The organism is Streptomyces venezuelae (genome assembly GCF_008642335.1).
GTDB classification, from domain to species: domain Bacteria; phylum Actinomycetota; class Actinomycetes; order Streptomycetales; family Streptomycetaceae; genus Streptomyces; species Streptomyces venezuelae_F.
In genome coordinates this window covers 4221082-4244144 of record NZ_CP029191.1, presented here as the reverse complement: position 1 = coordinate 4244144, position 23063 = coordinate 4221082, and the positions used below count along the sequence as shown (strand labels likewise).

Below are 23063 nucleotides of genomic sequence, written 5' to 3'. Positions count from 1 at the left end.
CGGAATAGACGAAGCCCCTGGCGCAATAGCGCAAGGGGCTCTTGCACAAAGATGCTACCCGAGGTCTCAAAGAACGGCTAAAAGAAAGGGCGCACGTTGTCGGCTCGCGACCAGCTCCTAGTCGTCATCGACCCGGTCGCCCGGCGCACGGACGGTGAGTCGGTACGGATCGCGAAGGATGTGCTCGGCGCGGGCGCCGCGGTCCGGGTCTGCCTCCCCGACGGCCCCGAAGACTTCACGAAAGCGCTGGCCAGACGGGGTGCGCGGCGGCTCGTGGTGATCGGCGACGACCGGGCGCTGCTGCGTGCGGTGGCGGCGCTCCACCGGGAGCGGGACCTTGCGGGGTGTGCTCTGTCGGTCGTCCCCGTGGGCGCCGCGCAGACCCTCACGCTGACCCGTCGGCTCGGGGTGCCGACGGGGGCGGTGGCCGCGGCGCGGGCGGTCCTGGAGGGCGTCGAACGCCGGCTCGACCTGTTGGTGGACGACAGTGACGGGGTCGTCCTCGGGGATCTCCGGATTCCGCCGGTGGGGGCGGACAGGTCCCGCCCCGCGGTGTCCGTGTCCGGGGAGGACGTCTCCTCGGCCGTGGGCGCGGGGGGCTCCTCGCGGGTGGTCGCCGGAAGGGCGGGCGTGGGGGCGGAGGGGCACACGTGGCTGCGCTCGTGCCAGTCGTTCGTCCGCACGCTCGCGGCACGCCCCGCGCGCCCGTCCCGGGCCGTGCCGCCGGCCCGGCTCCGGATCGAGGCGGACGGGGTCACGCTCGTCGGCCTCGACCAGCCGGTCGAGACCGTTCGCGTCACCGCGGGGGGCGGCGGCCTGGCCCGCGTGGAGGTTCACCCGTCGCCGTCGGCGGGGGCGGACGCGTCGCCGGTACGGGTGCGGGCGCGGACGGTGACGGTGTCAGGAGCGGACTTCCGCTACCGCGCGGACGCGGTGGTGGCGGGCCCGGTCCGGACCCGCACGTGGACGGTGCGGGCTCGGGCCTGGGGGCTTACGTTGCCTCGGTGAGAGGTCCTGCTAGGCGCCTCACACCGTCACCACGAGCTCCTCGAAGCCCCGGATCACGAAGTTCGGGGTACGCGGCGGGTCCGCCGCGAGGCGGAGGGCCGGGGCCCGCCGGAGCAGTGCGTGCAGGGACGCCGACAGCTCGATGCGGGCCAGGGGCGCGCCGATGCAGTAGTGGATGCCCGCGCTGAAGGAGATGTGCGGGTTGTCCCGGCGGGAGAGGTCGAGGTCGGCGGGGGCGTCGAAGACCGCGGGGTCGTGGTTGGCGGAGCCGAAGAGGAGGGCCAGCTCGGCGCCGCGCGGGATCGTCACGCCGTCGATCTCGATGTCGTCGAGGACCCAGCGTTCGAAGAGCTGGAGCGGCGTGTCGTGGCGGAGCAGCTCCTCGACCGCCGTGGGGACGAGTCCGGCCGGGTCGGCGCGGAGCGCGGCCAGCTGCGCCGGGTTGCGGAACAGCGCGTGCCAGCCGTTGACCGTCGCGTTCACCGTCGCCTCGTGTCCCGCGTTGAGCAGGAGCACGCACGTCGAGATCATCTCTTGTTCGGTGAGCGACTCCCCGTCCTCGTGCGCCGCGATCAGGGCGGAGACCAGGTCCTCGGTCGGGTTCGCGCGGCGTGCCGAGATCAGCTCCCGCAGATACGAGGAGAAGTCCAGGGAGGCGGTGACCGCTCGTGCGGCCGTCTCCTCCGACGGGTTCAGTTCGTACATGCCGCAGATCGCCGCCGACCAGGGGCGCAGCAGTCCCCGGTCGCTCTCCGGGATGCCCAGCATCTGGGCGATGACCGCCACCGGCAGCGGTTCGGCGACGCGGGCCTTGAGGTCGCCGCCGCCGTCCGCCACCAGGTCGCGGACGAGCTCGTCCGCCAGCTGGTCGACGTAGGGGCGCAGTCGCGTCACCGTGCGCGGCGTGAACGCCTTCGCGACCAGGCGGCGGATGCGCGTGTGCGTGGGTGCTTCCAGGTCGAGCATGCCGTTGTCGTTGAGCGTGTGGAACGGCTCGTGCTCGGGCGGCGGTGGCGTGCGGCCGAACTCCTCGTGCGTGAAGCGATGCAGGTACGTGCGGCCCAGACGCCGGTCGCGCAGCAGGGCCGAGACGTCCGCGTGGTGCGGGATCAGCCACTGGCCGGTGGGCGGGCAGTAGTGGGCGCGGCCCGCCTCGCGCAGCCGTGCGTACGCCGGGTAGGGGTCGGCCACGAACTCCGGCGAGGACGGGGTGAACACCTCTGCCGCTTCGAACGCTGCGTCCATGGGGGGACGCTAGGGCCTGTCACCCCGGTGTGACCAGCCTCGCCTCGTACGCGAACACCGCCGCCTGCGTCCGGTCCCGCAGCCCCAGCTTCACCAGGACCCGGCTGACGTGCGTCTTGATGGTCGACTCGGCGACGACGAGCCGGGAGGCGATCTCCGCGTTCGACAGGCCCTGCGCGATGAGGACGAGGACCTCCGTCTCGCGCTCGGTGAGCTCCCCGTACTGCTGCGCCTGGACGGTCGCCGAGAGCCGCGGCGTCTCCGCGAGCTTCGAGAACTCCGTGATCAGGCGGCGCGTCACGGTCGGCGCGAGCAGCGCTTCGCCGGACGCCACCACCCGTACGCCGTCCGCGAGTTGCCGCGCGGACGCGTCCTTGAGGAGGAAGCCGGAGGCGCCCGCGCGGAGCGCCTGGTAGACGTACTCGTCGAGGTCGAACGTCGTCAGGACGAGCACCTTCGCGTCGCCCTCGGACGCGATGATCTCGCGGGTCGCCTCGATGCCGTTCAGCTCGGGCATGCGGATGTCCATCAGGACGACGTCGGGGGCGAGTTCGCGGACGCGTTCGACCGCCTCGCGGCCGTTGACGGCCTCGCCGATGACCTCGATGTCGGGCATGGCGTTCAGGAGGACGGAGAAGCCCTCGCGCACCATCATCTGGTCGTCGGCGATCAGGACCTTGATCGTCATGCGTCTTCTCCCGCCGGGTCCAAGCGGTCCGCGAGCGGCACCGGCAGGAACACCGTGACCTCGTAGCCGCCGTCCGCGGCCGGTTCCGCCGTCATCTCGCCGTTCAGCATCGTCACGCGCTCCCGCATGCCGGTGATGCCGTGGCCCGCGCCGGGGGACGGCTTGACCAGGCCGGTCGCAGGACCGTTCACGATGCGCAGGCCCAGACCGCCGAGGACGTAGCCGACCTCGACGCGCGCCGCGGCGCCGGGCGCGTGGCGCAGGCTGTTGCTGAGCGCCTCCTGCACGATGCGGTACGCGGAGAGCTCCACGCCCTGCGGCAGCTCGCGCACCGCCCCGGTGATCACCTTGTCGACGGTCAGACCGGCGTCGCGGACGTTGGCCAGGAGCCGGTCGAGGTCGGCGAGCGTCGGCTGCGGGGCGTCCGGCGCCTCGTAGTCCTCGGCCCGTACGACGCCGAGGACGCGGCGCAGTTCGGTGAGCGCGGACACCGCGTTCTCGCGGATCGTGATGAACGCCTGCTCCAGCTCGGGCGGCGGGTTCTCCACGCGGTAGGGCGCGGCCTCGGCCTGAATGGCGACGACCGACATGTGGTGGGCGACCACGTCGTGCAGCTCGCGCGCGATGTTGGTGCGCTCCTCAAGGAGGGTGCGCTTGTCGCGCTCGATGGCGGTGACGGTGCGCTGCACGGTGACCTCGCGCTGCGCCTCGCGCCGTACGTGCACCACGGTGGTGACGAGCAGCGCGAGCGCCGAGACGAACAGCATCATCGGGGCGTCGGAGGCGCCGGGCGACCCGAGCCAGAACTCCGTGAAGAGGCCGTACGCCGCCGTGCCGAGCCACATCCACAGGGCGGTGCGCGGTCCGGTCCTGGCCGCGACGACGACCATCACCACGATGTGCGCGAAGAACGCGGGCGGCGTCCACGGCCAGCCGTCCCAGGTGTTGCCGAGCAGCGCGGTGAACGGGGTCGTGGCGAGCGAGACCCAGAACGCGCCGACCGGCCTGACCAGGGTCATCAGGATGGCGGCCGCCGGGACGAAGCCGGTGAGGAGGTGCGCGACCTCGTCGGTGCCGAGACCCACGTTGTAGGCGAGCACCAGGGTGAACAGGGCGGCGGCGACCACCAGGGCGTGCGGGGCCCACACGGCGTACGCGCGTATCCGCTGCGGGAGGAGGCGGGCCAGGCGGCCCTCCGTCGTCCTGGGCGGCAGCAGCCGGTAGGCGAAGGCGTCGCGGAACAGCGCCTCGCGCAGGCCGCCGCAGGCCTCCCGCACGAAGTGGTACTCGGGGCTCTTCGGGCCACTGGCCTTGAGCTGCTCAGTCGTATCGGTCACGTCTACGAAGGTACGGGCAGGCGGCGGACGGGTCGTCCACAGCAAGACGGGTTCCGCGGGGTCCGTCGCAGGTACTACTCGGGGGTTCTACGGGGTGCTCCGGCCCGAGGGGCGCACCACGCCCGTCTCGTACGCGTACACCGCCGCCTGCGTGCGGTCGCGCAGGCCCAGCTTCACCAGGATGCGGCCGACGTGCGTCTTCACGGTCTGCTCGGCAACGACGAGCCGCGCCGCGATCTCCGCGTTCGACAGACCCTGCGCGATGAGGGCGAGCACCTCCGTCTCGCGTCCGGTCAGCTCGCCGACCCGGGGCCTGAACGGGCCGCGCGTCCCGCCGTCCATGCGGGAGAACTCCGCGATGAGGCGCCGGGTGATCCCGGGCGCGAGCAGCGCGTCCCCGGCCGCCACGACACGGACCGCCTCGGCGAGCTGGTCCGCCGACGCGTCCTTGAGCAGGAAGCCGGAGGCGCCGGCGCGCAGCGCGTCGTACACGTACTCGTCGAGGTCGAAGGTGGTCAGGACCAGGACCCTGACGTCGGGCAGCTCGTCCGTGATGCGGCGGGTCGCCTCGATACCGCTCAGCTCGGGCATGCGGATGTCCATGAGGACCACGTCAGGACCGAGTTCGGCGACCTTGGCGACCGCGTCCGCGCCGTCGACGGCCTGGCCGATCACCTCGATGTCCGGCTCAGCGTTGAGCAGGACGGAGAAGCCCTGCCTGACCATGATCTGGTCGTCGGCGATCAGGACCTTGATCGTCATCGCGTGGTCTCTCCGTCGGTGGTCGGTGTCGTCAGGGTCGTCGGGGGTGCGGCCGGCAGGAACGCCGACACCTCGTAGCCGCCGTCCTGGGTGGGGCCGGTGGCGAGGTCGCCGCCCAGCATCGTCGTGCGCTCCCGCATGCCGAGCAGCCCGTGGCCCGCGCCGGGCGAGGGCGGCGCCGCGGTGCGCGCGCCGGAGTCGGTGACCCGGACGTGCACCCCGGCCCGCGCGTACCTGAGGTCGATCCGCACCGTCGAGCCCGGCGCGTGCCGGATCGCGTTGCTGAGGGCCTCCTGCACGATCCGGTACGCCGACAGGTCGACGCCGGGCGGCAGCGGGCGCCGCTCCCCCGCGGTCTCGCGGCGCACGGTCAGTCCGGCCGCGCGCGCGTTGTCGACGAGGACGTCCAGGCGTTCCAGGGTGGGCAGCGGGGCCTGCGGGGCGGCCTCCGCGTCGCCGGGGTTCTCCGAGCGCAGGACGCCGAGGACGCGGCGCAGCTCGGTGAGGGCTTCGAGGGCGTTCTCCCGGATGCCCGCGAGGTTCTCCCTGAGCTCGTCGGGCGGGTCCTGGACCAGGTGCGGGGCGACCTGCGCCTGGATGGAGATGACGGACATGTGGTGGGCCACCACGTCGTGCAGTTCGCGGGCGATGCGGCTGCGCTCCTCCAGGAGGGTGCGGCGGGCCCGTTCCTCGGCGGTGATGGTCTCCTGCTCGACGAGCCGGGTGCGGGCCTCGCCGCGGCCGCGCAGGAGGGTGCCCACGAGGGTGACGGCGCCGAACGCGAAGGCGGCGAGGGGCACGGTGGTGTCGTAGGGCCCGGGGCTGCTCGTCTGCTGCAGCAGGAGCGGGGCGCCGATGCTCAGCACGCACGCCGCCCAGGCGGCCCTGGCGGGCAGCCGGAGCGCGAGGAGCAGCGTCACCGTGGCGTGCGCGAACAGTGCGGGCGGTCCCCACGGCCAGGGTTCGGGGCCCTGGACGAACGGCACCTCCGCAAGGGCGGACGCGGTCGTGTTCACGACGAGGGACAGCCACCACGCGGGCACCGGCCGCACCAGCGCGAGGAGCAGCGCGGCGGCCTGGAGCAGCGCCATCAGCGTGCCGACCGTGTGCCCGAGGTGGTAGCGCTGCGACCACTGGTCGAGGTTGCCGAGGGTCGTGGTGACGGCGACGCCGAGGATCACGACGTGCGGTGTCCAGCGCAGCAGCCGGGGCCGGCGGAGCGGCGGCAGCGGCATCCGCGCCACCGTCCCCAGGTCACGGCGCAGGCTCGTGAGCCCCGCCGCGACCGCCCGGTCGAACCGCTCCCCGTCGCCGCTCCCGCGGTCCGCCTCTTCCACAAGATCAACCCTAGGCACGCCGCACCGCCTCCGTCGCCGCGCCCCCGGCCCGCACGACACGGGCCCGGGTCCGGCCGCCCTGCTCGTACGTGCGGAACGCCGTCCAGCACACCGCAAGGCCGAGCCCGAACACCGGCAGCCAGGCGACGCGGGCCAGGACCCAGCCCGGCCCGTCCGGCACCGTGTGCAGGCCGGGCAGCGGGGTCCCGGCGAGCAGGCCGAGCGCGGTGACCGCCATCAGAGCCGTCTGGTGCCAGAGGAAAATCGTCATCGCGGAGAGGTTCACGAGCGCTACCGCCGCCCACGCCCCGGGCCTGCGCAGCCACCGGCCGAGCGGCACCCGCAGCAGCACGGCCAGGCCGCACTGGGCGAGGCCGAACGTGACGGCCGCCAGGGTCGGCGGGTCCAGGTTCGACACCGTCCCGCCCGGCACGCCGACCATCGCGGCCGGGTAGCCGGCCCACAGGACGAGCCCGGCGGTGGCGACCGTGCCGCCCACGAGCAGCACCCGCCCCGCGTTCCGCGTCAGCTCGCCCCGCGCCCAGGCCGCGCCCAGCGTGTACGGCACGAGCCAGCCCGCCGCCACGTTCACCCAGCCGAGCCAGGCGGGGCCGCCGAAGCCGAACCGCACCAGATCCACGTGGAGAACGACGGCCAGCGGCCACAGCGGGTTGAGCCGTCGCACCAGCGGGGTGGCGGCGGTCAGCGCCGCGAAGACCAGCAGGAACCACAGCGGCGAGAGCGCCAGCTTCACCAGCGTGTGGACGGTGGCGAGGTCCGCGCCCGAGAGGAGCAGGCCCGCGGTGACCGCCGTCCACAGCGCGAGGACGGCCGCGACCGGCCGGAAGAGACGGCCGAGCCGCGCGGCGAGCCACGCGCGGTATCCGGTGCCCCGCGCGCGTGCCGACTCGTACCCCTTCGCCGCCACGTACCCGCCCACCAGGAAGAACACGGCCAGCGTCTGGAGGACCCAGGAGATCGGGGCGAGCCACGGCATGCCGCTCAGCGGGCTCGCCGTGTGCAGCGTGCCGCCGTCCGGGACCAGGGCGGTGACCAGCCAGTGGCCGCCCACCACCCCGAGGACGGCGAGGGCACGCAGCGCGTCGAGGGCGCGGTCCCTGCCGGGCGGTGCGGCGGCGTCCAGGTGCCGGACGAGGGCGGACAGGCGGTGCTCACGCATGGGTGACCTCCGGTGCGTCGCCGCGCACGATCCGTGCGAGGTTGCCGAGCGGGACCGAGCCCGGCTTCAGGTAGTCGCTGTGGCCGCCGTCGCCCGCCGCGAAGACGCGGGCGCCGTAGTCGGCGGAGACCGGGTCGGTGCCGAAGCCGACGGTCGTGCCGAAGAGGCCGGCGCTGGTGTGCGGCACGTCGGCGATCCAGTCGCCGGAGCCGCGCCCCGCCCAGATCCTGGCCCGCGTGTGCAGGTCGGCGGCCTTGTCGACACCCGTGCCGGGGCTGCCGTAGAGCGCGATGTCGGCGACGTCCAGGCCGCGCGGGCCCGTCGCGGCACTGGCGCACACCACCGAGCCGTACGAGTGGCAGAGCAGGGATACGCGCGCGTGGGCGTTGATTCCGTGCAGCCCGGCGACGAACGAGCGCAGGGCGGGTGCGGCGCCGTCCGCGCGGCCCGTGGTGAGGACGGCGGGGCTGACGGTGCCCGGCGTCTCGTACCCGAGCCAGGCGACGACGGCCGTGCGCGACCCCGGCTTCGCCTGCCGGTCGAGCTCCGCGCGCAGGGCCACGGCCCCGGCGCGGAGCCTGCCGTACGAGTCGAGGGACGTGTCCGAGCCCGGCACGAGGACGGCGACGCGGTCCGCGTGCGCCAGGTCGCCGAACACCTCGGCGGTGCGGCCCGCGCCGCGCCCGTCGAAGGCGAGGAAGTCGCGGTGCGGGGAGGCCATGGCGCGCAGGGCCGCGGCCCGGCCCCGTGCGCCGTACCTCCCGGCCTGGACCGCCGCCTCGGTGGCGTTGGCCCGGTTCGCCGCGTAGGCGCCGGGGAGCGTCGCCGCCGTGACGCGGCCGAGGGAGGCGGGGGCGGGGGCCGGGATCTCCGGGCGGGCGGCGCCCGACAGCGGGAACACCACGGCGGTGGCGACACCGGCGGCCAACAGGGTGCGGCGCAGCCGCCCGGCCCGGAACCTCATCACGTCCTGCCCTTCCGCTTCTTCGCGGGCCGGCGTTCCGACTCGCTGTCACGGAAGGGAAGTTATGGATCGGGCTCTGTAGCTCACATCACGCTGGGGTATACAGCCGCGCGTAGCTCTCAGGTATGACGGGTATCCCCGGGTCCCACGGGCGCTCCACCGAGGGTCGTCAGAACGCCAGTTGCGCGATCTCCTCCGCGACGACCGCGCACGCGTCGGCCGCCGGGTCGATCAGCGGGAAGTGCCCCACGTCCTCCAGGAGCGTCAGGCCCACGACCTCGCCCGCCCTGGCCGCCGCGTCGGCGTACGCCTCGGACACGGCCTGCGGCACGACGATGTCGGTGCGGCCCTGCACCACGGTCGTGGCGATGCCGGTGGGGAGCAGCGCGGCCGGGTCGGCGTACGGCAGCCGCTCCTCGAAGCGGGCCGCCCCGCCCAGGAGTTGCGCGGACGCGCCACCGCACACCTCAAGGGTTTCCGCGGTACGGAGGTCGGCGATCGGCGCGAGCGCGACGACGCCGCGCAGGGGGGCGGGCCGTTCGGTGCGCCAGGGCGCGTCGGCGGGCAGCAGGTGGCGCGCGGCCGCCCAGAGCGCGAGGTGGCCGCCCGCGGAGTGCCCGGTCACGACGGTGCGGCGCGGATCGGCGGACGGCAGCGCGTCCCGTACGAGCGCGGGGAGCGCGTCGAACGCGGCGGCCACGTCGTCGAAGGTCTCCGGCCAGCGCCCGGCGACGGGGCTCGTGCCGCCCTGGGCGGGGATCGGGCTGCCCCTGCGGTACTCGACGTTGGCCACCGCGAAGCCGCGGCGGGCCAGGAAGTCGGCGAAGGGGGTGACGTGCTGCCGGTCGTAGGGGGCGCGCCAGGCGCCGCCGTGCAGGACGACGACGAGGGGGGCGGGGCGCGGGGTGTCGCCCCTGGGGGCGTAGAGGTCCACGACCTGGTCGGGGTGATCGCCGTACGCGACGGTGGCGTCCGGCTTCACGGCGGGATGCGAGAAGGCGGCGTCGGCCTCGGCGGCATCGCGGGCCACGGCGGCGTCGTCCGGCATGCGGCAACCTCTCCTCAGCAGTGCGGCTGGCGTTCGGGCCCCCGCCCTTCCGGTGGACGGAAAAGCGGGGGACAAGATCCGCCGGACGCTATCAGGCCAGGGTGCTCGCGAGGACACGAGCCGCCCGCTCGGCGTCGCCGAAGGAGACGTACAGCGGCGTGAATCCGAACCGCAGCACGTCCGGCGCGCGGAAGTCCCCCACCACGCCCTGCTCGATGAGCCGCTTCATGACATCGCCCGCACCCTCGCAGCGCAGCGCGACCTGGCTGCCGCGCTCGGCGTGCGCGGCCGGGGTGAGGGACTCGACGCGGCCCGTCGGCACGTACGCACCGACGCAGCGCAGGAAGAAGTCCGTCAGGGCGAGGGACTTGGCGCGGACCGCGTCGATGGACACGCCGTCCCAGGCGTCGAGGGACGCCTCCAGGGCGAGCATCGACAGGATGTCCGGCGTGCCGACGCGGCCGCGCAGGGCGCCGTCCGCCGGCTCGAACCCGGGCCGCATGCCGAAGGGTTCGGCGTGCGAGTTCCAGCCGGGCAGCGGGGAGTCGAAGCGGGGCTGCAGGGCTTCGCGTACGTAGAGGTACGCGGGCGAACCCGGGCCGCCGTTCAGGTACTTGTAGGTGCAGCCCACCGCGAGGTCCACGCCGTGTTCGTCCAGGCCGACGGGGAGCGCGCCCGCCGTGTGGCACAGGTCCCAGACGACGAGCGCGCCCGCCGCGTGGACGGCCGCCGTGAGGCCCGGCAGGTCGTGCAGGCGGCCGGTGCGGTAGTCGGCGTGGTTGAGCAGGACGGCGGCGGTGCGGGCGCCGAGGACACCGGGGACGTCGGCGGGCGCCACCGGGATCAGACGGCAGCCGGTGAGACGGGCCGCCGACTCCGCGATGTACCCGTCCGTGGGGAAGGTCGTGGCGTCAACGACGATCTCGTCGCGTCCCTCGGAAGGGTGATCGGGGCCCCGCGCGATACGGACCGCGGCCACCAGCGCCTTGAACACGTTGACGCTCGTGGAGTCGCCGACGACGACCTGGCCCGGGGCGGCGCCGACGAGCGGGGCGATGCGGTCGCCGATGCGCTCCGGCGCGGTCCACCAGCCGCTCTCGTCCCAGGAGCGGATGCGGAGCCTGCCCCACTCGTGGGTCATCACCTCGGCGAGGCGGCCCGGCACGTTCGCGGGCAGGGCGCCCAGCGAGTTGCCGTCCAGGTACACCGTCTCGTCGAGGACGAACTCCTCGCGCTTCGCGGCGAGTTCGTCCTTAGAGTCGAGCGCATCGGCCTCGGACCGCAGGTCGGGCAGGTCGGGCAGGTCGCCCCCGCGTATGTCAGACATGGCTCCTCGCAGTCCACAGCTCGGGGAACACGCTCTTCGTGGCGCGCTTCTCCAGCCACGCCACGCCCGCCGAGCCGCCCGTGCCCGTCTTGGAGCCCATGGCGCGGCGGGTGGCGACGAGGTGGTCGTTGCGCCAGCGCCAGACCAGTTCGCCGACGTCGGTCAGCGTCTCGCCGAGCCTGGCCAGGTCGGCGCTCTCGTCACCGGAGTAGAGCTCGGTCCAGACGGCCTCGACCTCCGGCGACGGCTCGTAGCGCTTGGACAGGTCGCGCTCCAGGACGGACGCCGGTATCGCGTAGCCGCGGCGGGCGAGGAGGCCGAGCACCTCGTCGTACAGGCTCGGCTCGTGCAGGGCCTTCTCCAGCTCCGCGTGGACGCGGGGCGCGCCGCGGTGCGGGACGAGCATCGACGCGGACTTGTCGCCGAGCAGGAACTCCATGCGGCGGTACATCGCGGACTGGAAGCCGGACCCCTCGCCGAGCGCGCCGCGGTACGAGTTGAACTGGGCCGGGGTGAGCTGGGCGAGCGGGCGCCAGGAGGCGTTCAGGGCCTCCAGCTCGCGCAGGCTGCGCTTGAGCGCCGCCTGCGCCACGGGGATGTCGTCACGGCGCAGGGCGTGCGCCGCGGTCTCCCACTCGTGGACGATCACCGTGAACCACAGCTCCATGACCTGCGTGGTGACCAGGAAGACCATCTCGCCGGGGTCGTCCGAGCGCAGGTGCTGCAGATGCGTGAGGACGTCCGCCTGCACGTAGTCCTCGTACGGGGTGGTGCCCGCGAAGTCGAGGTTCGGGCTCTCCGCCTCGCCTGCCTCGGTGGACGCCGCGCGCTCCTCGGGGGATGCCTCATGCGTCTTGGGGGACATCACTGTCTCCTCGATACGTACTCCGGGTAGCGGTCCGCCCCTGCCGTTACCGGCACGGGGGCCCCGGTCCCCACGGGCATCTTCTGCAACTTTCCCGCAATCGGCAAGGCACACGAGGGCGAGACAGCAGCTAAAGGCTCATGGCGCTTTCTTCGACACCCTGCTCCGCACCCGCGCTGCCGCGGCGGCGCTCACGGCAGGCGCGCAGATGGGCGGCGTTCCCGCAGCCGCGGACCGAGTGCCAGACGCCGCTGTTGTTCCGCGAGCGGTCGTAGAACGCGGCGGAACAAGCCGTGTTGCGGCAGATCTTCAGACGGCGCCAGGTGCCGGACGCCTGGGCGAGCAGCCCCTCGGCGAGCACCGCGGACGCCAGCCAGCGCGCGCCCGCGCCCTCCGGCTCCAGGGTGAGGGTGCCGTCGCCCGCGAGCCCGACGACGACCGGCGCGGAGGTGAACCGCACGGCCTCGCCGCCGCAGTCGCCCGCGGCGAGCGCGCGCCGCACCTGGTCGCGCAGGCAGCGCAGCTCGGGCAGATCGGCCGCCGACAGGGTCAGGCGCACGTCACCGCGCCCCGTCTCGGCGGCCCAGCCGCGCACGGCGGGGTCGGCCCACCCCTGGGCGCGGTCGAGCGCTCCGTCGGCGAGCAGGTCGACGGAGTCGGGGCGGCCGGCGGGGGCGGTGTTCAGGAGGTCCTGGACAAGGGCGAGACCGCCGGGCGCGGGGGTCAGACCGAGACGCTCGGTCGCGGGCCAGTTCATGCCTACACGGTACTAGCCTCGCGCTCGCCACCACCCGGTGTGACATGACTGAAACGCTTACAGTGCTGTCACGGGCGTACGATGCACGCATGACTGTCACGGATACCGCCACCTCGCGCGCCGCCCGACTCCTCGGCCGCCCCTTCGACATCAACGGCCTCAGCCTGCGCAACCGCATCGCCATGGCCCCCATGACCCGCGAGTTCTCCCCGGACGGCGTGCCCGGCGCGGACGTCGCCGCGTACTACGCGCGCCGTGCCGCGGGCGGCGTCGGCCTGATCGTCACCGAGGGCACGTACATCGACCACGACTCGGCCGGCAGCAGCCATCGCGTCCCGCGCTTCCACGGCGAGGCCGCGCTCGCGGGCTGGCGGCGCGTCGCGGAGGCCGTGCACGCGGCGGGCGGCAAGATCGTGCCGCAGCTGTGGCACGTCGGCGCGACCCGCAACGAGGGCGACGGGCCCTTCCCTGACGCGCCCCCGGTCGGCCCCTCGGGCCTGAACCTCGACGGTGAGCCGAAGGGCCACGCGCTGACGTCCGCCGACATCGACGAGATCATCGCCGCGTTCGCGCGCGCGGCGGCCGACGCCGAGCGGAACGGCTTCGACGGGGTCGAGCTGCACGGCGCGCACGGATACCTGATCGACCAGTTCTTCTGGAACCGCACCAACCGCCGCACCGACGGCTACGGCGGCGACATCGCCTCACGCGCCCGTTTCGCGACCGAGATCGTCGAGGCGGTACGAGCGGCGGTCTCGCCTTCATTCCCCGTGATCCTGCGCCTCTCCCAGTGGAAGGCGAACGCCTACGACGAGAAGCTGGCCGCGGATCCGGCCGAACTGGACGCCCTGCTCGCCCCATTGGCGACCGCGGGCGTCGACGCCTTCCACGCCTCCACGCGCCGCTACTGGCTCCCCGAGTTCGAGGGCGACGACCTGAACCTCGCGGGCTGGATCAAGAAGCTCACCGGCAAGGCCACGGTGTCCGTCGGCTCGGTCGGCCTCGACAAGCAGTTCACGGCCGCGGCGACGTTCTCCACGGAGACCACGTCGACCGCCGGCATCGACCGGCTCCTCGACCGCATGGAGCGCGACGAGTTCGACGTCATCGCGGTGGGCCGGGCGCTGATCGCCGACCCGGAGTGGGCGAACAAGGCGCTCACGGACCGGGTGTCCGCGGCGGCCCCGTACGACGCGGGGATGCTGCGCAGGCTGCTCTGACTCCGTCCGCGGCGCCGCCGTGGCTGGTCGCGCCCACGCGGCGGAGCCGCATATGTCACAGCCCCGCGCCCCTAAAAGCACCACCTCCCCGGCGCCGGGAGGGTTTCAGCCCGTCCGGCGATTGAGGACGAGGCCGTTCAGGCCGAAGAGGGGGGTCCGGGGGCAGCGCCCCCGGGCGGTGGCCCGGACCCCCCGTGCCGTCAGCCGAGCGTCTTCGACGCCGTCTCCGAGGAGTCACGGAGGAAGCCCGCGCAGCGCTCGTACTCCTCCTGCTCCCCGATCGCCTGCGCCGCCCGCGCAAGGGCATGCAGCGCACGCAGGAACCCCCGGTTGGGCTCGTGCTCCCACGGCACCGGCCCGTGGCCCTTCCAGCCGCTGCGGCGCAGCGAGTCCAGACCCCGGTGGTAGCCCGTACGGGCATACGCGTACGACTCGACGACACTGCCCCGCTCATACGCCTCGTCGGCGAGCTGCGCCCAGGCGAGCGAGGACGTCGGGTACTTCGCGGCGACATCGGCGGGCGCCGCACCGTTCGCGAGCAGCTCGCGCGGCTCGGGGTCGTCGGGCAGGTGGGTCGGGGGCGGTCCCCCGAGCAGATCCTTGTGAATGGCCATGGGCCAAGTCTGCGCCATACGCGTGCGGGCCCGGCACCCAGGGAAGGGTGCCGGGCCCGCACGGAGCCGTAAACGCGTAAACGCCTACTTCAGCCTCGTGCCCGTGGAGCGCAGGTTCTCGCACGCCTCGGTGACCCGCTTGGCCATGCCCGCCTCGGCGGCCTTGCCCCAGGTGCGCGGGTCGTACGTCTTCTTCGAGCCGACCTCGCCGTCGACCTTCAGGACACCGTCGTAGTTGCGGAACATGTGGTCCACGACGGGACGCGTGAACGCGTACTGCGTGTCGGTGTCGAGGTTCATCTTGACGACGCCGTTCTCCAGGGCCGTGGAGATCTCCTCGGCGGTGGAGCCGGAGCCGCCGTGGAAGACGAAGTCGAACGGCTGCGAGCCCGCGGCCTTGCCGTACTTCGCGGCGACACCCTCCTGGAGGTCCTTCAGGAGCTCGGGGCGCAGGACGACGTTGCCCGGCTTGTAGACGCCGTGGACGTTGCCGAAGGACGCGGCGAGCAGGTAGCGGCCCTTCTCGCCCAGGCCCAGCGCCTCCGCCGTACGCAGGGCGTCGTCGACGGTCGTGTACAGCTCGTCGTTGATCTCGTGCGTGACGCCGTCCTCCTCGCCGCCGGTCGGGGTGATCTCGACCTCAAGGATGATCTTCGCGGCGGCGGCCTTCGCGAGCAGCTCCTGGCCGATGGCCAGGTTGTCGGCGAGGGTCTCGGCGGAGCCGTCCCACATGTGCGACTGGAACAGCGGGTTCCGGCCGGCCTTGACGCGCTCGGCGGAGATGTCGAGCAGCGGGCGGACGTAGCCGTCGAGCTTGTCCTTGGGGCAGTGGTCGGTGTGCAGCGCGACCGTGATGTCGTACTTCGCGGCGACGATGTGCGCGAACTCGGCGAGCGCGACCGCGCCGGTCACCATGTCCTTGTTGTGCTGGCCGCCCAGGAACTCCGCGCCACCGGTGGAGATCTGGATGATGCCGTCGCTCTCGGCCTCGGCGAAGCCGCGCAGGGCCGCGTGCAGGGTCTGCGAGGACGTCACGTTGATCGCCGGGTAGGCGAACTTGCCTGCCTTCGCCCGGTCGAGCATCTCGGCGTAGACCTCGGGAGTTGCGATGGGCATGTGTCCGCTCCTTGTGATGTGCGGGGTATGTGCTGGGCCCTGACCTATGGGGGCGACATCATCGTCGCCCCCATCTTTCCAGACTCGCCGGGCGGTACCGGCCGGTCGAAAGTCCTCGGAACCTGTCTCAGTCCGTCAGGCCGAGGTCGTCCTTCGAGTACGCGAAGAGGTAGGGCACGCCCGCGCCCTCGGTGATCTTCTCGCCGGCGCCGGTGGCCCGGTCCACGATCGTGGCGACGCCGACGACCTCGGCGCCCGCCTCGCGGACGGCCTCGACGGCGGTCAGCGGCGAGCCGCCGGTGGTGGAGGTGTCCTCGACGACCAGGACGCGGCGGCCCTTGATGTCGGGGCCCTCGACGCGGCGCTGCATGCCGTGCGCCTTGGCGGCCTTGCGGACGACGAAGGCGTCCAGGCGCTTGCCGCGGGCGGCGGACGCGTGCAGCATCGCGCCGGCGACCGGGTCGGCGCCCATGGTCAGGCCGCCCACGGCGTCGAAGTCGAGGTCCTTGGTCAGGTCGAGCAGGACCTGCCCGACCAGGGGCGCGGCCTCGCCGTCGAGGGTGATCCGGCGGAGGTCGATGTAGTAGTCGGCCTCCAGGCCGGAGGAGAGCGTCACCTTGCCGTGCACGACGGCCTTGTCCTTGATCTGCTGCAGCAGCTCGCCGCGTACGTCAGTCATGCGCAGAAGCTTAGGGTCTGTCCGGCGGGTCAGGCCGCCATGGGTGGGCCGTCGCCTCTTCGTGCGGGTGAGCGGCGGTCTGGTGCGTGCAGCTGCAAGGCGGAGGAAGGCGGCGACGCGATGGGGGTGTCCCCTGGTCGAGCGGAGCCGAGAGCTTGGGGAAGTCGGCAACTGACGACAACGCCGCAGATGTGCGTGCCGGACCGCCGCGTCCCAGGCATGACCCGCCGGACAGGCCCTACAGCCGACGCCACGTCCACGTCGTCGCCGTCTCGAGGGGCTCGATGGGGGTGACCAGGCGCGGGTCGGTGTTGAGGCCGTTGGGCGGGCCCGTCTGGGGCTCCACGCAGACCGCGGCGTCCTGCTCGTCGTAGACGACGACCCACGGCTCACGGCTCTTGACGTTCACCGCGAGCCGACCGGGCCAGGTCAGGGTCACGTCGACGCCGTCGGGCATGCCGAAGCAGTCGTCCCAGGGGCCCGGCCGCACGTCGATGCGGCGGCCCGTGGGCAGGTGGTCGTCGCCGCGCTCCTCCTGCCAGGCGGCGTCGAAGTCGATGCGGACGGGTTCGCCGCCGTCTTCCAGGACCCGGTTGAACCAGGGGTGCCAGCCGGCCTGCGCGGGGAACGAGTCGCCGTACGTCTCGACACCCATGCGCAGCGTCAGACCGTCCTCGGTGAGCTCCACGATCTGGGTGACGCGGCCGGGGTAGGGCCAGGGGTCGGTCAGGTCGTACGTGAAGACCGCCTCGGTCTTCGACGTCCGCGCCGTGCGCCACTCGGCGTCGCGCGCGAAGCCGTGGATGGCGTGGGGCGGGGAGTTCAGCGGCATCTGGTGGACGGCCGCGCCGTCGCGGAACCGCCCGTCGGCGATCCGGCCGCACCAGGGCACCATCGGGAAGCAGCCGTACTTCTTCCCCTGGCGCAGCAGCTCGACGCCGCCGACACGCAGACTTCCGATACGGCAGCCGTTGCCCGGCTGCACCGTTACTTCCGCGTCGCCCGCGGTGAGGGTCACGTCTTCGGTACTCACGGAGCCGAGCCTATGACGTGGAGCGTCAGCGGCGGCGGCGCAGGGCCCGGCCGACGACGATCGCCGAGGCGAGCGCGAGGGCTGCGGCGGGCGCGGCCCAGCGGAGCGTGGCGTTGGCGGCCAGGGACTCGGGGGCGGGCGCCGGTGCGTACCGGCCGCGGGGCGGGGCGTGGTCGACCTCCTCCGCGCTGCGGCCGATCATGGTGCGGCGGGCGTGGGCGGCCTCGGCGGGCGGTACGCCGATGGTCTCCAGGTCCTCCAGGTCCTCGATGGTCTCCAGGTCCTCGATGTCGTCCGCGTCGTCCAGGACGTTGGTGTCGTCGAGGTTGATGCCGTCGTCGTCGAGGTCGTCGACGTCGTCGAGGTCGTCGGCGTCGCTCAGCGGGTCCAGGGACGGCGGCGGCACCTCCGTCCGGAACACGGTCACCGTGTGGGTCGGCGGCTCCTCCGACGCCGGCTCCTCGGGCGTCGGTTCCTCGGGTGCCGTGTCGGGCGGCGCCCCCGCGCCGAGCGCCTCGGCGAACCGGTCAAGGAGCCGGTGCACCGCGGACTCCACAGCCTGGGGAGAACCCTCCGTGATCCGCCCGTCGGCGGTCCCGCTCCCGCCGAAGACGAGGTTCGTGCCCTCGGGGAGCGGTTCGAGCCGCACGGTCAGCGTGAACTTCACCGAGCCGGAGCCGCGCACTTCCTCGCCCTCGGCCTCCAGCGCGTACGTCCCGTCCTTGCGGGCGTCGGTCCGCGCCGAGCCGCGGTAGGTGATGGAGTGCCCGTCGACGCGGACTTTGAGGCGCCCGGAGAGCGGCCCGGCCGTCTGCCCCTCGCCCCCTTCGTCACGCCCTTCGTCGCGCTGGAGCCCGGGCACCGCCCCGGCGACCCTCTCGGGGTCGGCAAGGACCTGCCGGAGCCGCTCTGCGGAGACCGGGACGAACACCTCATGCTCCATGGCAATTGAGCCTACCCACGTGTCCGCCACCATGTGCGACAGTTCGCCGGTCCGTGTACGTCAGTTCGCGTAACGCGGATGCATCAGGGTGGACGGCGCGAGACCCCGCTGCCGCGTCAGCTCGGCCGCGGGCCCCCCGGCGCGCACCACCGCCGACCCCGCCGCCCTGCGCAGGACCGGGCGGGTCCGCGAGGCCAGCACGAAGCCCCAGTCGCGGGGCGCCGTCGGCCCGCCCGCCGTGCGGTCGGGCCCGGGGGCGAACCCGGACTCCCTGCCGCCCACCCGGTACGCCACGGTCCGCAGCCCCGCCGCGCGCAGCGTCGCCTCGACGGTCCAGAAGACACGGGGTCTGGTCGTCAGGGGCCCGGCGTGGACGGCGAGGCGGCCGCCGTCGGCGAGGACGCGAGTGGCGAGGCCGTAGAACTCCTGGGAGTAGAGCTTCGTGCTGGGCGTGATGCCGGGGTCGGGCAGGTCGGAGATCACCACGTCGTACCGCGTGCGGGCGAGGCGCAGCCAACGGAACGCGTCGGCGTGGATCACGCGGACGCGCGGGTCGCGGTAGGCGTGGGCGTTGAGCTCGCTGAGGGCCGGGTCGTGCCGTGCGAGGTCGACGACGCCCGTGTCGAGTTCGACGACGTCGACGCGGCGCACGCCCGGGTGGCGCAGGATCTCGCGGGCCGCGAGGCCGTCGCCGCCGCCGAGGACCAGCACGCGCGCGTGGGGCCCGCGCATCGCGGGGGCGACGAGACCCCGGTGGTAGCGCGCCTCGTCGCGTCCGCTGATGCGCAGGCGGCCGTCGAGGAAGAGGTCGAGGGAGCCGAGCCGCCCGCCGGTGAGGACGACTTCCTGGACGTCGGTCTGCACGGCGACCCGCACGTCCCTGCCGTACACGGCGCGCCGGGCGGCCCGCTCGAAGTCGTCGACGAGCACGGCGGCGGAGGCGAGCAGGGACAGGACGACGACGTTGACGGTGAGGAGCACCCAGCGGGCGCGGACGCTCAGATCCTGCCGGAACAGGCCGAACACGAGTGCGCCGCCCGCGATCGCGTTGACGGAGCCGGTGAACAGGGCGCCCGTCAGCTGTCCGAACAGTGGCAGGAGCAGGAAGGGGAAGGCGAGCCCGCCGACCAGCGCCCCCACGTAGTCCGCGGCGAACAGGTCGGCGACCGCGCCGCCCGCATCCTGTCTGCGGATGCGCTGGATGAGCACCATGAGGAGCGGCACCTCGGCGCCGATGAGGACACCGATGGCGAGGGAGAACGCGACGAGCAGATACCGCGAACCGCCCGCCCACAGCTCGCCCCTGCCGCCGGACCACGCGAACGCCGCGTACAGCACCATGGCGCTGCACCCGCCGACCAGCGCGAGCGCCGATTCGAGGAGGCCGAACCAGGCGGACGCGTGGTGCCTGAGGCGTTTGGCGAGGAGCGAGCCGATGCCCATGGCGAAGACCATCACGGAGAGCACGACGGACGCCTGGGTGACCGAGTCACCGATCAAGTAGGCGGCGAGGGCGACGAGTTCCAGTTCGTAGACGAGTCCGCAGGCAGCGCAGACGAATACGCCCGTGAGGACGAGGAAGCGTCCCGTCCGGGGCGACACCGGCAGGCGCACCGTCGACTCGATCACGCCTGGAACGCTACGTCACCGCACGCTCACACCGGGTCCCCCACATGGGTGTAAACCGGGGTGCGCACCCCCACCCGTGTACGGGTCGCGACGAGTTGCCCCTCCTGGGGGTACGCGTGCCACGTACGCCACATCAGGGCCCCTTCGTGCCGCTGCGCGAGGAGCGCGGTGAACGCGTGCGGGCTGCCGGGAAAGACGCCCGCGAGCCCGTGCGGGTGCTCGGCGACGAGGGCGAGCAATTCCTGTGCGCGGCCCGCGAATTGGCCGTGCGACAGGACTTCCACCCGCGCCGCGAATTCGTACTCCCATTCGCCGACGCGCTTGGAGACGCCGAGCGGCAGCGGCGTACTGCTGCCGGGGATACAGGCCACCGTCTCGGAACAGCCGCCCCGCTCCTCCTCCAGGAGGACCTGATGCGAGGCCCCGAGGAGCCTCAACTGCATTCTTGCGTCGTCCAGTTCGAGGTCGAGGGTGGCGAGCGCGGGCAACGGCTCGCGCCCCAGGGCCCAGGCGAGATCCGCGGCGCGCGTGTCGGTATAGCCAGTCTTCAGGGTCGTGAGCATGGGTCGGCTCCGCTAACACGCAATGGAGGTGGGGCCGGCGCACCCGGAAGAGGCTCCGGGCGGTCGGTATGCCGGCTCGTGCCCACGAAAACGTCTTACGGGTTTCCGGATCGCTGTCCGTGAAACCTGTGCCGGTCGGTGAAACCTGCGCCGGTCCGTGAAACCTGCGCCGGCCTGTGAAACCTGTACCGGACGTCCGAGGGCGGTGCTGACGTTTAAGAGGGAATCATGGTCGGCGACACTGCCACTGCACTTTTACCCAACTACGTACGGTTTCCATCCCCATGAGGGCTACACAGTTCAACTGTTCAGTACAGCCACATGGCACGACACAGAAACGCCCGGCGGTGGTTTGAGCCGCCCCGCCGGGCGTTTCCGTGGACCGGTGGACCAGCTGCCCCGTGTCAGCTGCCTCCACCGCATCCGCCCCCGCCGCCTCCGCACGAGGACCCACCGCCCCCGCAGGAGGACCCGCCTCCGCACGAGGAGCCGCCGCCGCACGACGACGAACCGCCGCCGCACGAGGACCCGCTGCCCCCGTGTCCGCTCCCGGCCCACCAGCTGCCGCCGCCCGCCGACCCCGACGCCGCCCCCGAACCACTCCACCGCGACCGGTTCCCGCGCCGGCCGCGTCCCCCGTAACCGACCGCCGCGACCAGCGCGAGCACGAGCACCGCCACGAAGACGAAAGCCACGATCATGGCCCCCACACTCCTTCCGTTCCCCCGAAGCCGGTCCCCCCGTGGGCCGTGCTCCGTGCGTGACAGGGGGATGCCCCTGCCCGCACCGGCGCAAAGCAGAGTTGAGGAACTCCAGAGGTTCGGCGCAGGATGGCGGCCATGACCTCCACTTCCGGGAGCGGGCGCCCGCTGCTCAATCGCCGCCTCGCCGAGTTCGGTACGACGATCTTCGCCGAGATGTCCGCCCTCGCGGTCTCCACGGGCGCGATCAACCTGGGCCAGGGCTTCCCGGACACCGACGGGCCCGAGGCCGTCCGTGAGGCGGCGGTGCGGGCGCTGCGCGACGGGCGCGGCAACCAGTACCCGCCGGGTCCGGGCGTCCCCGAGCTGCGCACGGCGATCGCCGAGCACCAACTCGCCCGGTACGCCCTCTCGTACGACCCCGACCGCGAGGTCCTCGTGACGGCGGGCGCGACCGAGGCCATCGCCGCATCGCTGCTCGCCCTCGTCGAGCCCGGCGACGAGGTCATCGCCCTTGAGCCCTACTACGACTCGTACGCCGCCTCGATCGCCCTCGCCGGCGGCACCCGCGTCCCGGTCACCCTGCGCCCCGGCGACGGCCGCTTCCGCCTCGACCTGGACGAACTGCGCGACGCGGTCACCGACCGCACCCGCCTGATCCTCCTGAACACCCCGCACAACCCGACCGGCACGGTCCTCACCCGCGCCGAACTCACCGAGATCGCGAACCTCGCCGTCGAACGGGACCTGCTCGTCGTCACCGACGAGGTCTACGAACACCTCGTCTTCGACGAAGCCGAACACATCCCGCTCGCCACCTTCCCCGGCATGCGCGAGCGCACGGTCAGCATCGGCTCGGCGGGCAAGACGTTCTCGTTCACGGGCTGGAAGGTCGGCTGGGTCACCGCGTCGCCGGAGCTGGTCTCGGCGGTCCGCTCGGCGAAGCAGTTCCTCACGTACGTCTCCTCGGGCCCGTTCCAGTACGCCGTGGCGGAGGCGCTCGCCCTCCCCGACTCCTACTTCGACGACTTCCGCGCGGACATGCGCGCCAAGCGGGACCTGCTGAGCGAGGGCCTGACGGCGGCGGGCTTCGACGTCTACCGCCCGGCCGGCACGTACTTCATCACGACCGACATCACCCCGCTCGGCCTCGCCGAGAACGACGGCTTCGCCTTCTGCCGGGCACTCCCGGAGCGGGCCGGCGTCGTCGCCATCCCGAACGCGGTCTTCTACGACCACCGGGACGCGGGCGCGCCGTTCGTACGGTTCGCGTTCTGCAAGAAGACGGCGGTCCTGGAGGAGGCGGTGACGCGCCTCAAGTCACTGGCGGGCTGAGGTCGCACCGCGCACGCCGAGAGCCCGGCGGGCTGGACTGCATCCATCCCGCCGGGCTCTCACATGCCTACGGGCGGCCCTCAGGCCTCGGCGTCGCCCGGCTTCTCGTTGGTCTCGCCCTCGGCGGAGTCGACCTCGGACTCCAGGCCCAGCTGCTCGACGAGCCAGCGGTCGAACTCGATCGCGGCGCGCACCCAGCTGACGGTCGACGACACGAAGTGCTCCAGCGAGACGCCGGTGCCGATCAGCATCTGGGCCTCGCCGATGAGGCGGACCGTGCCGTCGTCGTGCGTGTGGCTGTATACCTTCGGCCACAGGGTCCGGCGGTTCCAGTCGTCGATCGACTCGAGAAGCCGCTGCTTCTCCTCGATCTGGTGGGGCCGGTCGTAGAACGTCCGCACCGAGAAGACCTGCTGGTCGTCCTCGCCGCGGAACATGAAGTACGTACGGAACTCCTCCCACGGCGCCGCGAGGTCGCCCTCGTCGTCGACGACGTGCTTGAGCTCCATCTGGTCCAGGAGCTGCTTGACCAGGTCCTGGTCGGGGACGACGGGGCCCGCCGGTCCTGCGCCCTGCTGCGGTTCGGGCTGTCCCCCGAAATTCGGAATCGAGGACGGGTCGATGCTCACGTACTTTGTCCCTTCGTATGGATGGGCCCATCCTCTCTCAGGAAGGGGCCCCCGGGGCAAGCCCGGCCCCGCGTCTGCCGGGT

The 23063-nt window shown here is 72.9% G+C and carries 22 protein-coding genes; 3 read left to right on the top strand and 19 right to left on the bottom strand.

The genetic code is table 11. The features are described 5' to 3' along the window. Nucleotides 1-96: 96 nt before the first annotated feature. On the top strand, nucleotides 97-1008 hold the full coding sequence (locus tag DEJ49_RS19150; RefSeq protein ID WP_150185253.1) for a diacylglycerol kinase: 912 nt from the start codon (nucleotides 97-99) through the stop codon (nucleotides 1006-1008). Between the two features lie 18 nt (nucleotides 1009-1026). Here the strand turns inward: DEJ49_RS19150 and DEJ49_RS19145 are convergent, their stop codons facing one another. The 11 genes from DEJ49_RS19145 to DEJ49_RS19095 all read right to left on the bottom strand — a co-directional run bounded on the left by DEJ49_RS19145 (nucleotide 1027) and on the right by DEJ49_RS19095 (nucleotide 12518). Further along, on the bottom strand, nucleotides 1027-2253 hold the full coding sequence (locus DEJ49_RS19145; protein WP_150185252.1) for a cytochrome P450: 1227 nt from the start codon (nucleotides 2251-2253) through the stop codon (nucleotides 1027-1029). Between the two features lie 19 nt (nucleotides 2254-2272). Continuing rightward, on the bottom strand, nucleotides 2273-2941 hold the full coding sequence (locus DEJ49_RS19140; protein WP_150185251.1) for a response regulator: 669 nt from the start codon (nucleotides 2939-2941) through the stop codon (nucleotides 2273-2275). Then, nucleotides 2938-4278, bottom strand: a complete 1341-nt coding sequence (locus DEJ49_RS19135) for a sensor histidine kinase (protein WP_150185250.1) — start codon at nucleotides 4276-4278, stop codon at nucleotides 2938-2940. Before DEJ49_RS19135 ends, DEJ49_RS19140 begins: the two co-directional genes overlap by 4 nt. An 87-nt stretch (nucleotides 4279-4365) precedes the next feature. Beyond that, on the bottom strand, nucleotides 4366-5040 hold the full coding sequence (locus tag DEJ49_RS19130; RefSeq protein ID WP_150185249.1) for a response regulator: 675 nt from the start codon (nucleotides 5038-5040) through the stop codon (nucleotides 4366-4368). Beyond that, nucleotides 5037-6377: a sensor histidine kinase gene (locus DEJ49_RS19125; protein ID WP_223832894.1), complete on the bottom strand. Its 1341-nt coding sequence runs from the start codon at nucleotides 6375-6377 to the stop codon at nucleotides 5037-5039. The genes DEJ49_RS19130 and DEJ49_RS19125 overlap by 4 nt, the downstream gene beginning before the upstream one ends. 10 nt (nucleotides 6378-6387) lie before the next feature. Further along, nucleotides 6388-7557, bottom strand: a complete 1170-nt coding sequence (locus tag DEJ49_RS19120) for an acyltransferase family protein (RefSeq protein WP_150185248.1) — start codon at nucleotides 7555-7557, stop codon at nucleotides 6388-6390. After that, nucleotides 7550-8521, bottom strand: a complete 972-nt coding sequence (locus tag DEJ49_RS19115; RefSeq protein ID WP_150185247.1) for an alpha/beta hydrolase — start codon at nucleotides 8519-8521, stop codon at nucleotides 7550-7552. Before DEJ49_RS19115 ends, DEJ49_RS19120 begins: the two co-directional genes overlap by 8 nt. 169 nt (nucleotides 8522-8690) lie before the next feature. After that, nucleotides 8691-9569, bottom strand: a complete 879-nt coding sequence (locus tag DEJ49_RS19110; protein ID WP_150185246.1) for an alpha/beta hydrolase family protein — start codon at nucleotides 9567-9569, stop codon at nucleotides 8691-8693. Nucleotides 9570-9660: 91 nt separating this feature from the next. Then, a complete protein-coding gene (gene kynU, locus DEJ49_RS19105; protein ID WP_150185245.1) occupies nucleotides 9661-10896 on the bottom strand; it encodes a kynureninase in 1236 nt (411 codons plus the stop codon). Further along, entirely contained in the window at nucleotides 10889-11761 is an 873-nt protein-coding gene (locus DEJ49_RS19100; protein ID WP_150185244.1) for a tryptophan 2,3-dioxygenase family protein, read from the bottom strand. Before DEJ49_RS19100 ends, kynU begins: the two co-directional genes overlap by 8 nt. Nucleotides 11762-11891: 130 nt before the next feature. Next, entirely contained in the window at nucleotides 11892-12518 is a 627-nt protein-coding gene (locus DEJ49_RS19095) for a CGNR zinc finger domain-containing protein (RefSeq protein WP_150185243.1), read from the bottom strand. A gap of 89 nt (nucleotides 12519-12607) precedes the next feature. On the opposite strand from DEJ49_RS19095, the gene DEJ49_RS19090 reads away from it, so the two are divergent. Next, nucleotides 12608-13738, top strand: coding sequence for an NADH:flavin oxidoreductase (locus DEJ49_RS19090; RefSeq protein WP_150185242.1), 1131 nt, complete (start codon nucleotides 12608-12610; stop codon nucleotides 13736-13738). A gap of 200 nt (nucleotides 13739-13938) precedes the next feature. Here DEJ49_RS19090 and DEJ49_RS19085 read toward each other — a convergent pair whose 3' ends face one another. The 7 genes from DEJ49_RS19085 to DEJ49_RS19055 all read right to left on the bottom strand — a co-directional run bounded on the left by DEJ49_RS19085 (nucleotide 13939) and on the right by DEJ49_RS19055 (nucleotide 20315). Next, a complete protein-coding gene (locus tag DEJ49_RS19085; RefSeq protein WP_150185241.1) occupies nucleotides 13939-14352 on the bottom strand; it encodes a DUF3151 domain-containing protein in 414 nt (137 codons plus the stop codon). Nucleotides 14353-14436: 84 nt separating this feature from the next. Beyond that, nucleotides 14437-15468, bottom strand: a complete 1032-nt coding sequence (gene fbaA, locus DEJ49_RS19080; RefSeq protein WP_150185240.1) for a class II fructose-bisphosphate aldolase — start codon at nucleotides 15466-15468, stop codon at nucleotides 14437-14439. A gap of 127 nt (nucleotides 15469-15595) precedes the next feature. After that, entirely contained in the window at nucleotides 15596-16147 is a 552-nt protein-coding gene (gene pyrE / locus DEJ49_RS19075) for an orotate phosphoribosyltransferase (protein WP_150185239.1), read from the bottom strand. Nucleotides 16148-16385: 238 nt separating this feature from the next. Next, on the bottom strand, nucleotides 16386-17180 hold the full coding sequence (locus tag DEJ49_RS19070; RefSeq protein WP_150185238.1) for an aldose 1-epimerase: 795 nt from the start codon (nucleotides 17178-17180) through the stop codon (nucleotides 16386-16388). Between the two features lie 25 nt (nucleotides 17181-17205). Further along, nucleotides 17206-18123 (bottom strand): SRPBCC family protein, encoded by a 918-nt coding sequence (locus DEJ49_RS19065; protein ID WP_150185237.1) that lies wholly within the window; start codon nucleotides 18121-18123, stop codon nucleotides 17206-17208. 60 nt (nucleotides 18124-18183) lie between these two features. Further along, entirely contained in the window at nucleotides 18184-19752 is a 1569-nt protein-coding gene (locus tag DEJ49_RS19060) for a polyamine aminopropyltransferase (RefSeq protein WP_150185236.1), read from the bottom strand. A 26-nt stretch (nucleotides 19753-19778) separates the two neighbouring features. Continuing rightward, complete coding sequence (locus tag DEJ49_RS19055) at nucleotides 19779-20315, bottom strand: DUF2617 family protein (protein ID WP_150185235.1); 537 nt, start codon at nucleotides 20313-20315, stop codon at nucleotides 19779-19781. Between the two features lie 830 nt (nucleotides 20316-21145). Between DEJ49_RS19055 and DEJ49_RS19045 the strand changes: the two genes are divergently transcribed. Beyond that, the gene (locus DEJ49_RS19045; protein ID WP_150185234.1) at nucleotides 21146-22351 is read left to right on the top strand and encodes a pyridoxal phosphate-dependent aminotransferase; all 1206 of its coding nucleotides are present in this window, start codon (nucleotides 21146-21148) and stop codon (nucleotides 22349-22351) included. Nucleotides 22352-22431: 80 nt separating this feature from the next. On the opposite strand, the gene DEJ49_RS19040 is transcribed toward DEJ49_RS19045, so the two are convergent. Then, the gene (locus DEJ49_RS19040) at nucleotides 22432-22980 is read right to left on the bottom strand and encodes a YbjN domain-containing protein (protein ID WP_150185233.1); all 549 of its coding nucleotides are present in this window, start codon (nucleotides 22978-22980) and stop codon (nucleotides 22432-22434) included. Between the last annotated feature and the right edge of the window lie 83 nt (nucleotides 22981-23063).

Excerpts from the sequence above, each read along its gene's own strand:
- DEJ49_RS19145 (WP_150185252.1), bottom strand. The coding sequence starts at position 2,253 with ATGGACGCAGCGTTCGAAGCGGCAGAGGTGTTCACCCCGTCCTCGCCG.
- DEJ49_RS19140 (WP_150185251.1), bottom strand. The coding sequence starts at position 2,941 with ATGACGATCAAGGTCCTGATCGCCGACGACCAGATGATGGTGCGCGAG.
- DEJ49_RS19130 (WP_150185249.1), bottom strand. The coding sequence starts at position 5,040 with ATGACGATCAAGGTCCTGATCGCCGACGACCAGATCATGGTCAGGCAG.
- DEJ49_RS19120 (WP_150185248.1), bottom strand. The coding sequence starts at position 7,557 with ATGCGTGAGCACCGCCTGTCCGCCCTCGTCCGGCACCTGGACGCCGCC.
- DEJ49_RS19115 (WP_150185247.1), bottom strand. The coding sequence starts at position 8,521 with ATGAGGTTCCGGGCCGGGCGGCTGCGCCGCACCCTGTTGGCCGCCGGT.
- DEJ49_RS19110 (WP_150185246.1), bottom strand. The coding sequence starts at position 9,569 with ATGCCGGACGACGCCGCCGTGGCCCGCGATGCCGCCGAGGCCGACGCC.
- kynU (WP_150185245.1), bottom strand. The coding sequence starts at position 10,896 with ATGTCTGACATACGCGGGGGCGACCTGCCCGACCTGCCCGACCTGCGG.
- DEJ49_RS19100 (WP_150185244.1), bottom strand. The coding sequence starts at position 11,761 with ATGTCCCCCAAGACGCATGAGGCATCCCCCGAGGAGCGCGCGGCGTCC.
- DEJ49_RS19095 (WP_150185243.1), bottom strand. The coding sequence starts at position 12,518 with ATGAACTGGCCCGCGACCGAGCGTCTCGGTCTGACCCCCGCGCCCGGC.
- DEJ49_RS19090 (WP_150185242.1), top strand. The coding sequence starts at position 12,608 with ATGACTGTCACGGATACCGCCACCTCGCGCGCCGCCCGACTCCTCGGC.
- DEJ49_RS19085 (WP_150185241.1), bottom strand. The coding sequence starts at position 14,352 with ATGGCCATTCACAAGGATCTGCTCGGGGGACCGCCCCCGACCCACCTG.
- fbaA (WP_150185240.1), bottom strand. The coding sequence starts at position 15,468 with ATGCCCATCGCAACTCCCGAGGTCTACGCCGAGATGCTCGACCGGGCG.
- pyrE (WP_150185239.1), bottom strand. The coding sequence starts at position 16,147 with ATGACTGACGTACGCGGCGAGCTGCTGCAGCAGATCAAGGACAAGGCC.
- DEJ49_RS19065 (WP_150185237.1), bottom strand. The coding sequence starts at position 18,123 with ATGGAGCATGAGGTGTTCGTCCCGGTCTCCGCAGAGCGGCTCCGGCAG.
- DEJ49_RS19055 (WP_150185235.1), bottom strand. The coding sequence starts at position 20,315 with ATGCTCACGACCCTGAAGACTGGCTATACCGACACGCGCGCCGCGGAT.
- DEJ49_RS19045 (WP_150185234.1), top strand. The coding sequence starts at position 21,146 with ATGGCGGCCATGACCTCCACTTCCGGGAGCGGGCGCCCGCTGCTCAAT.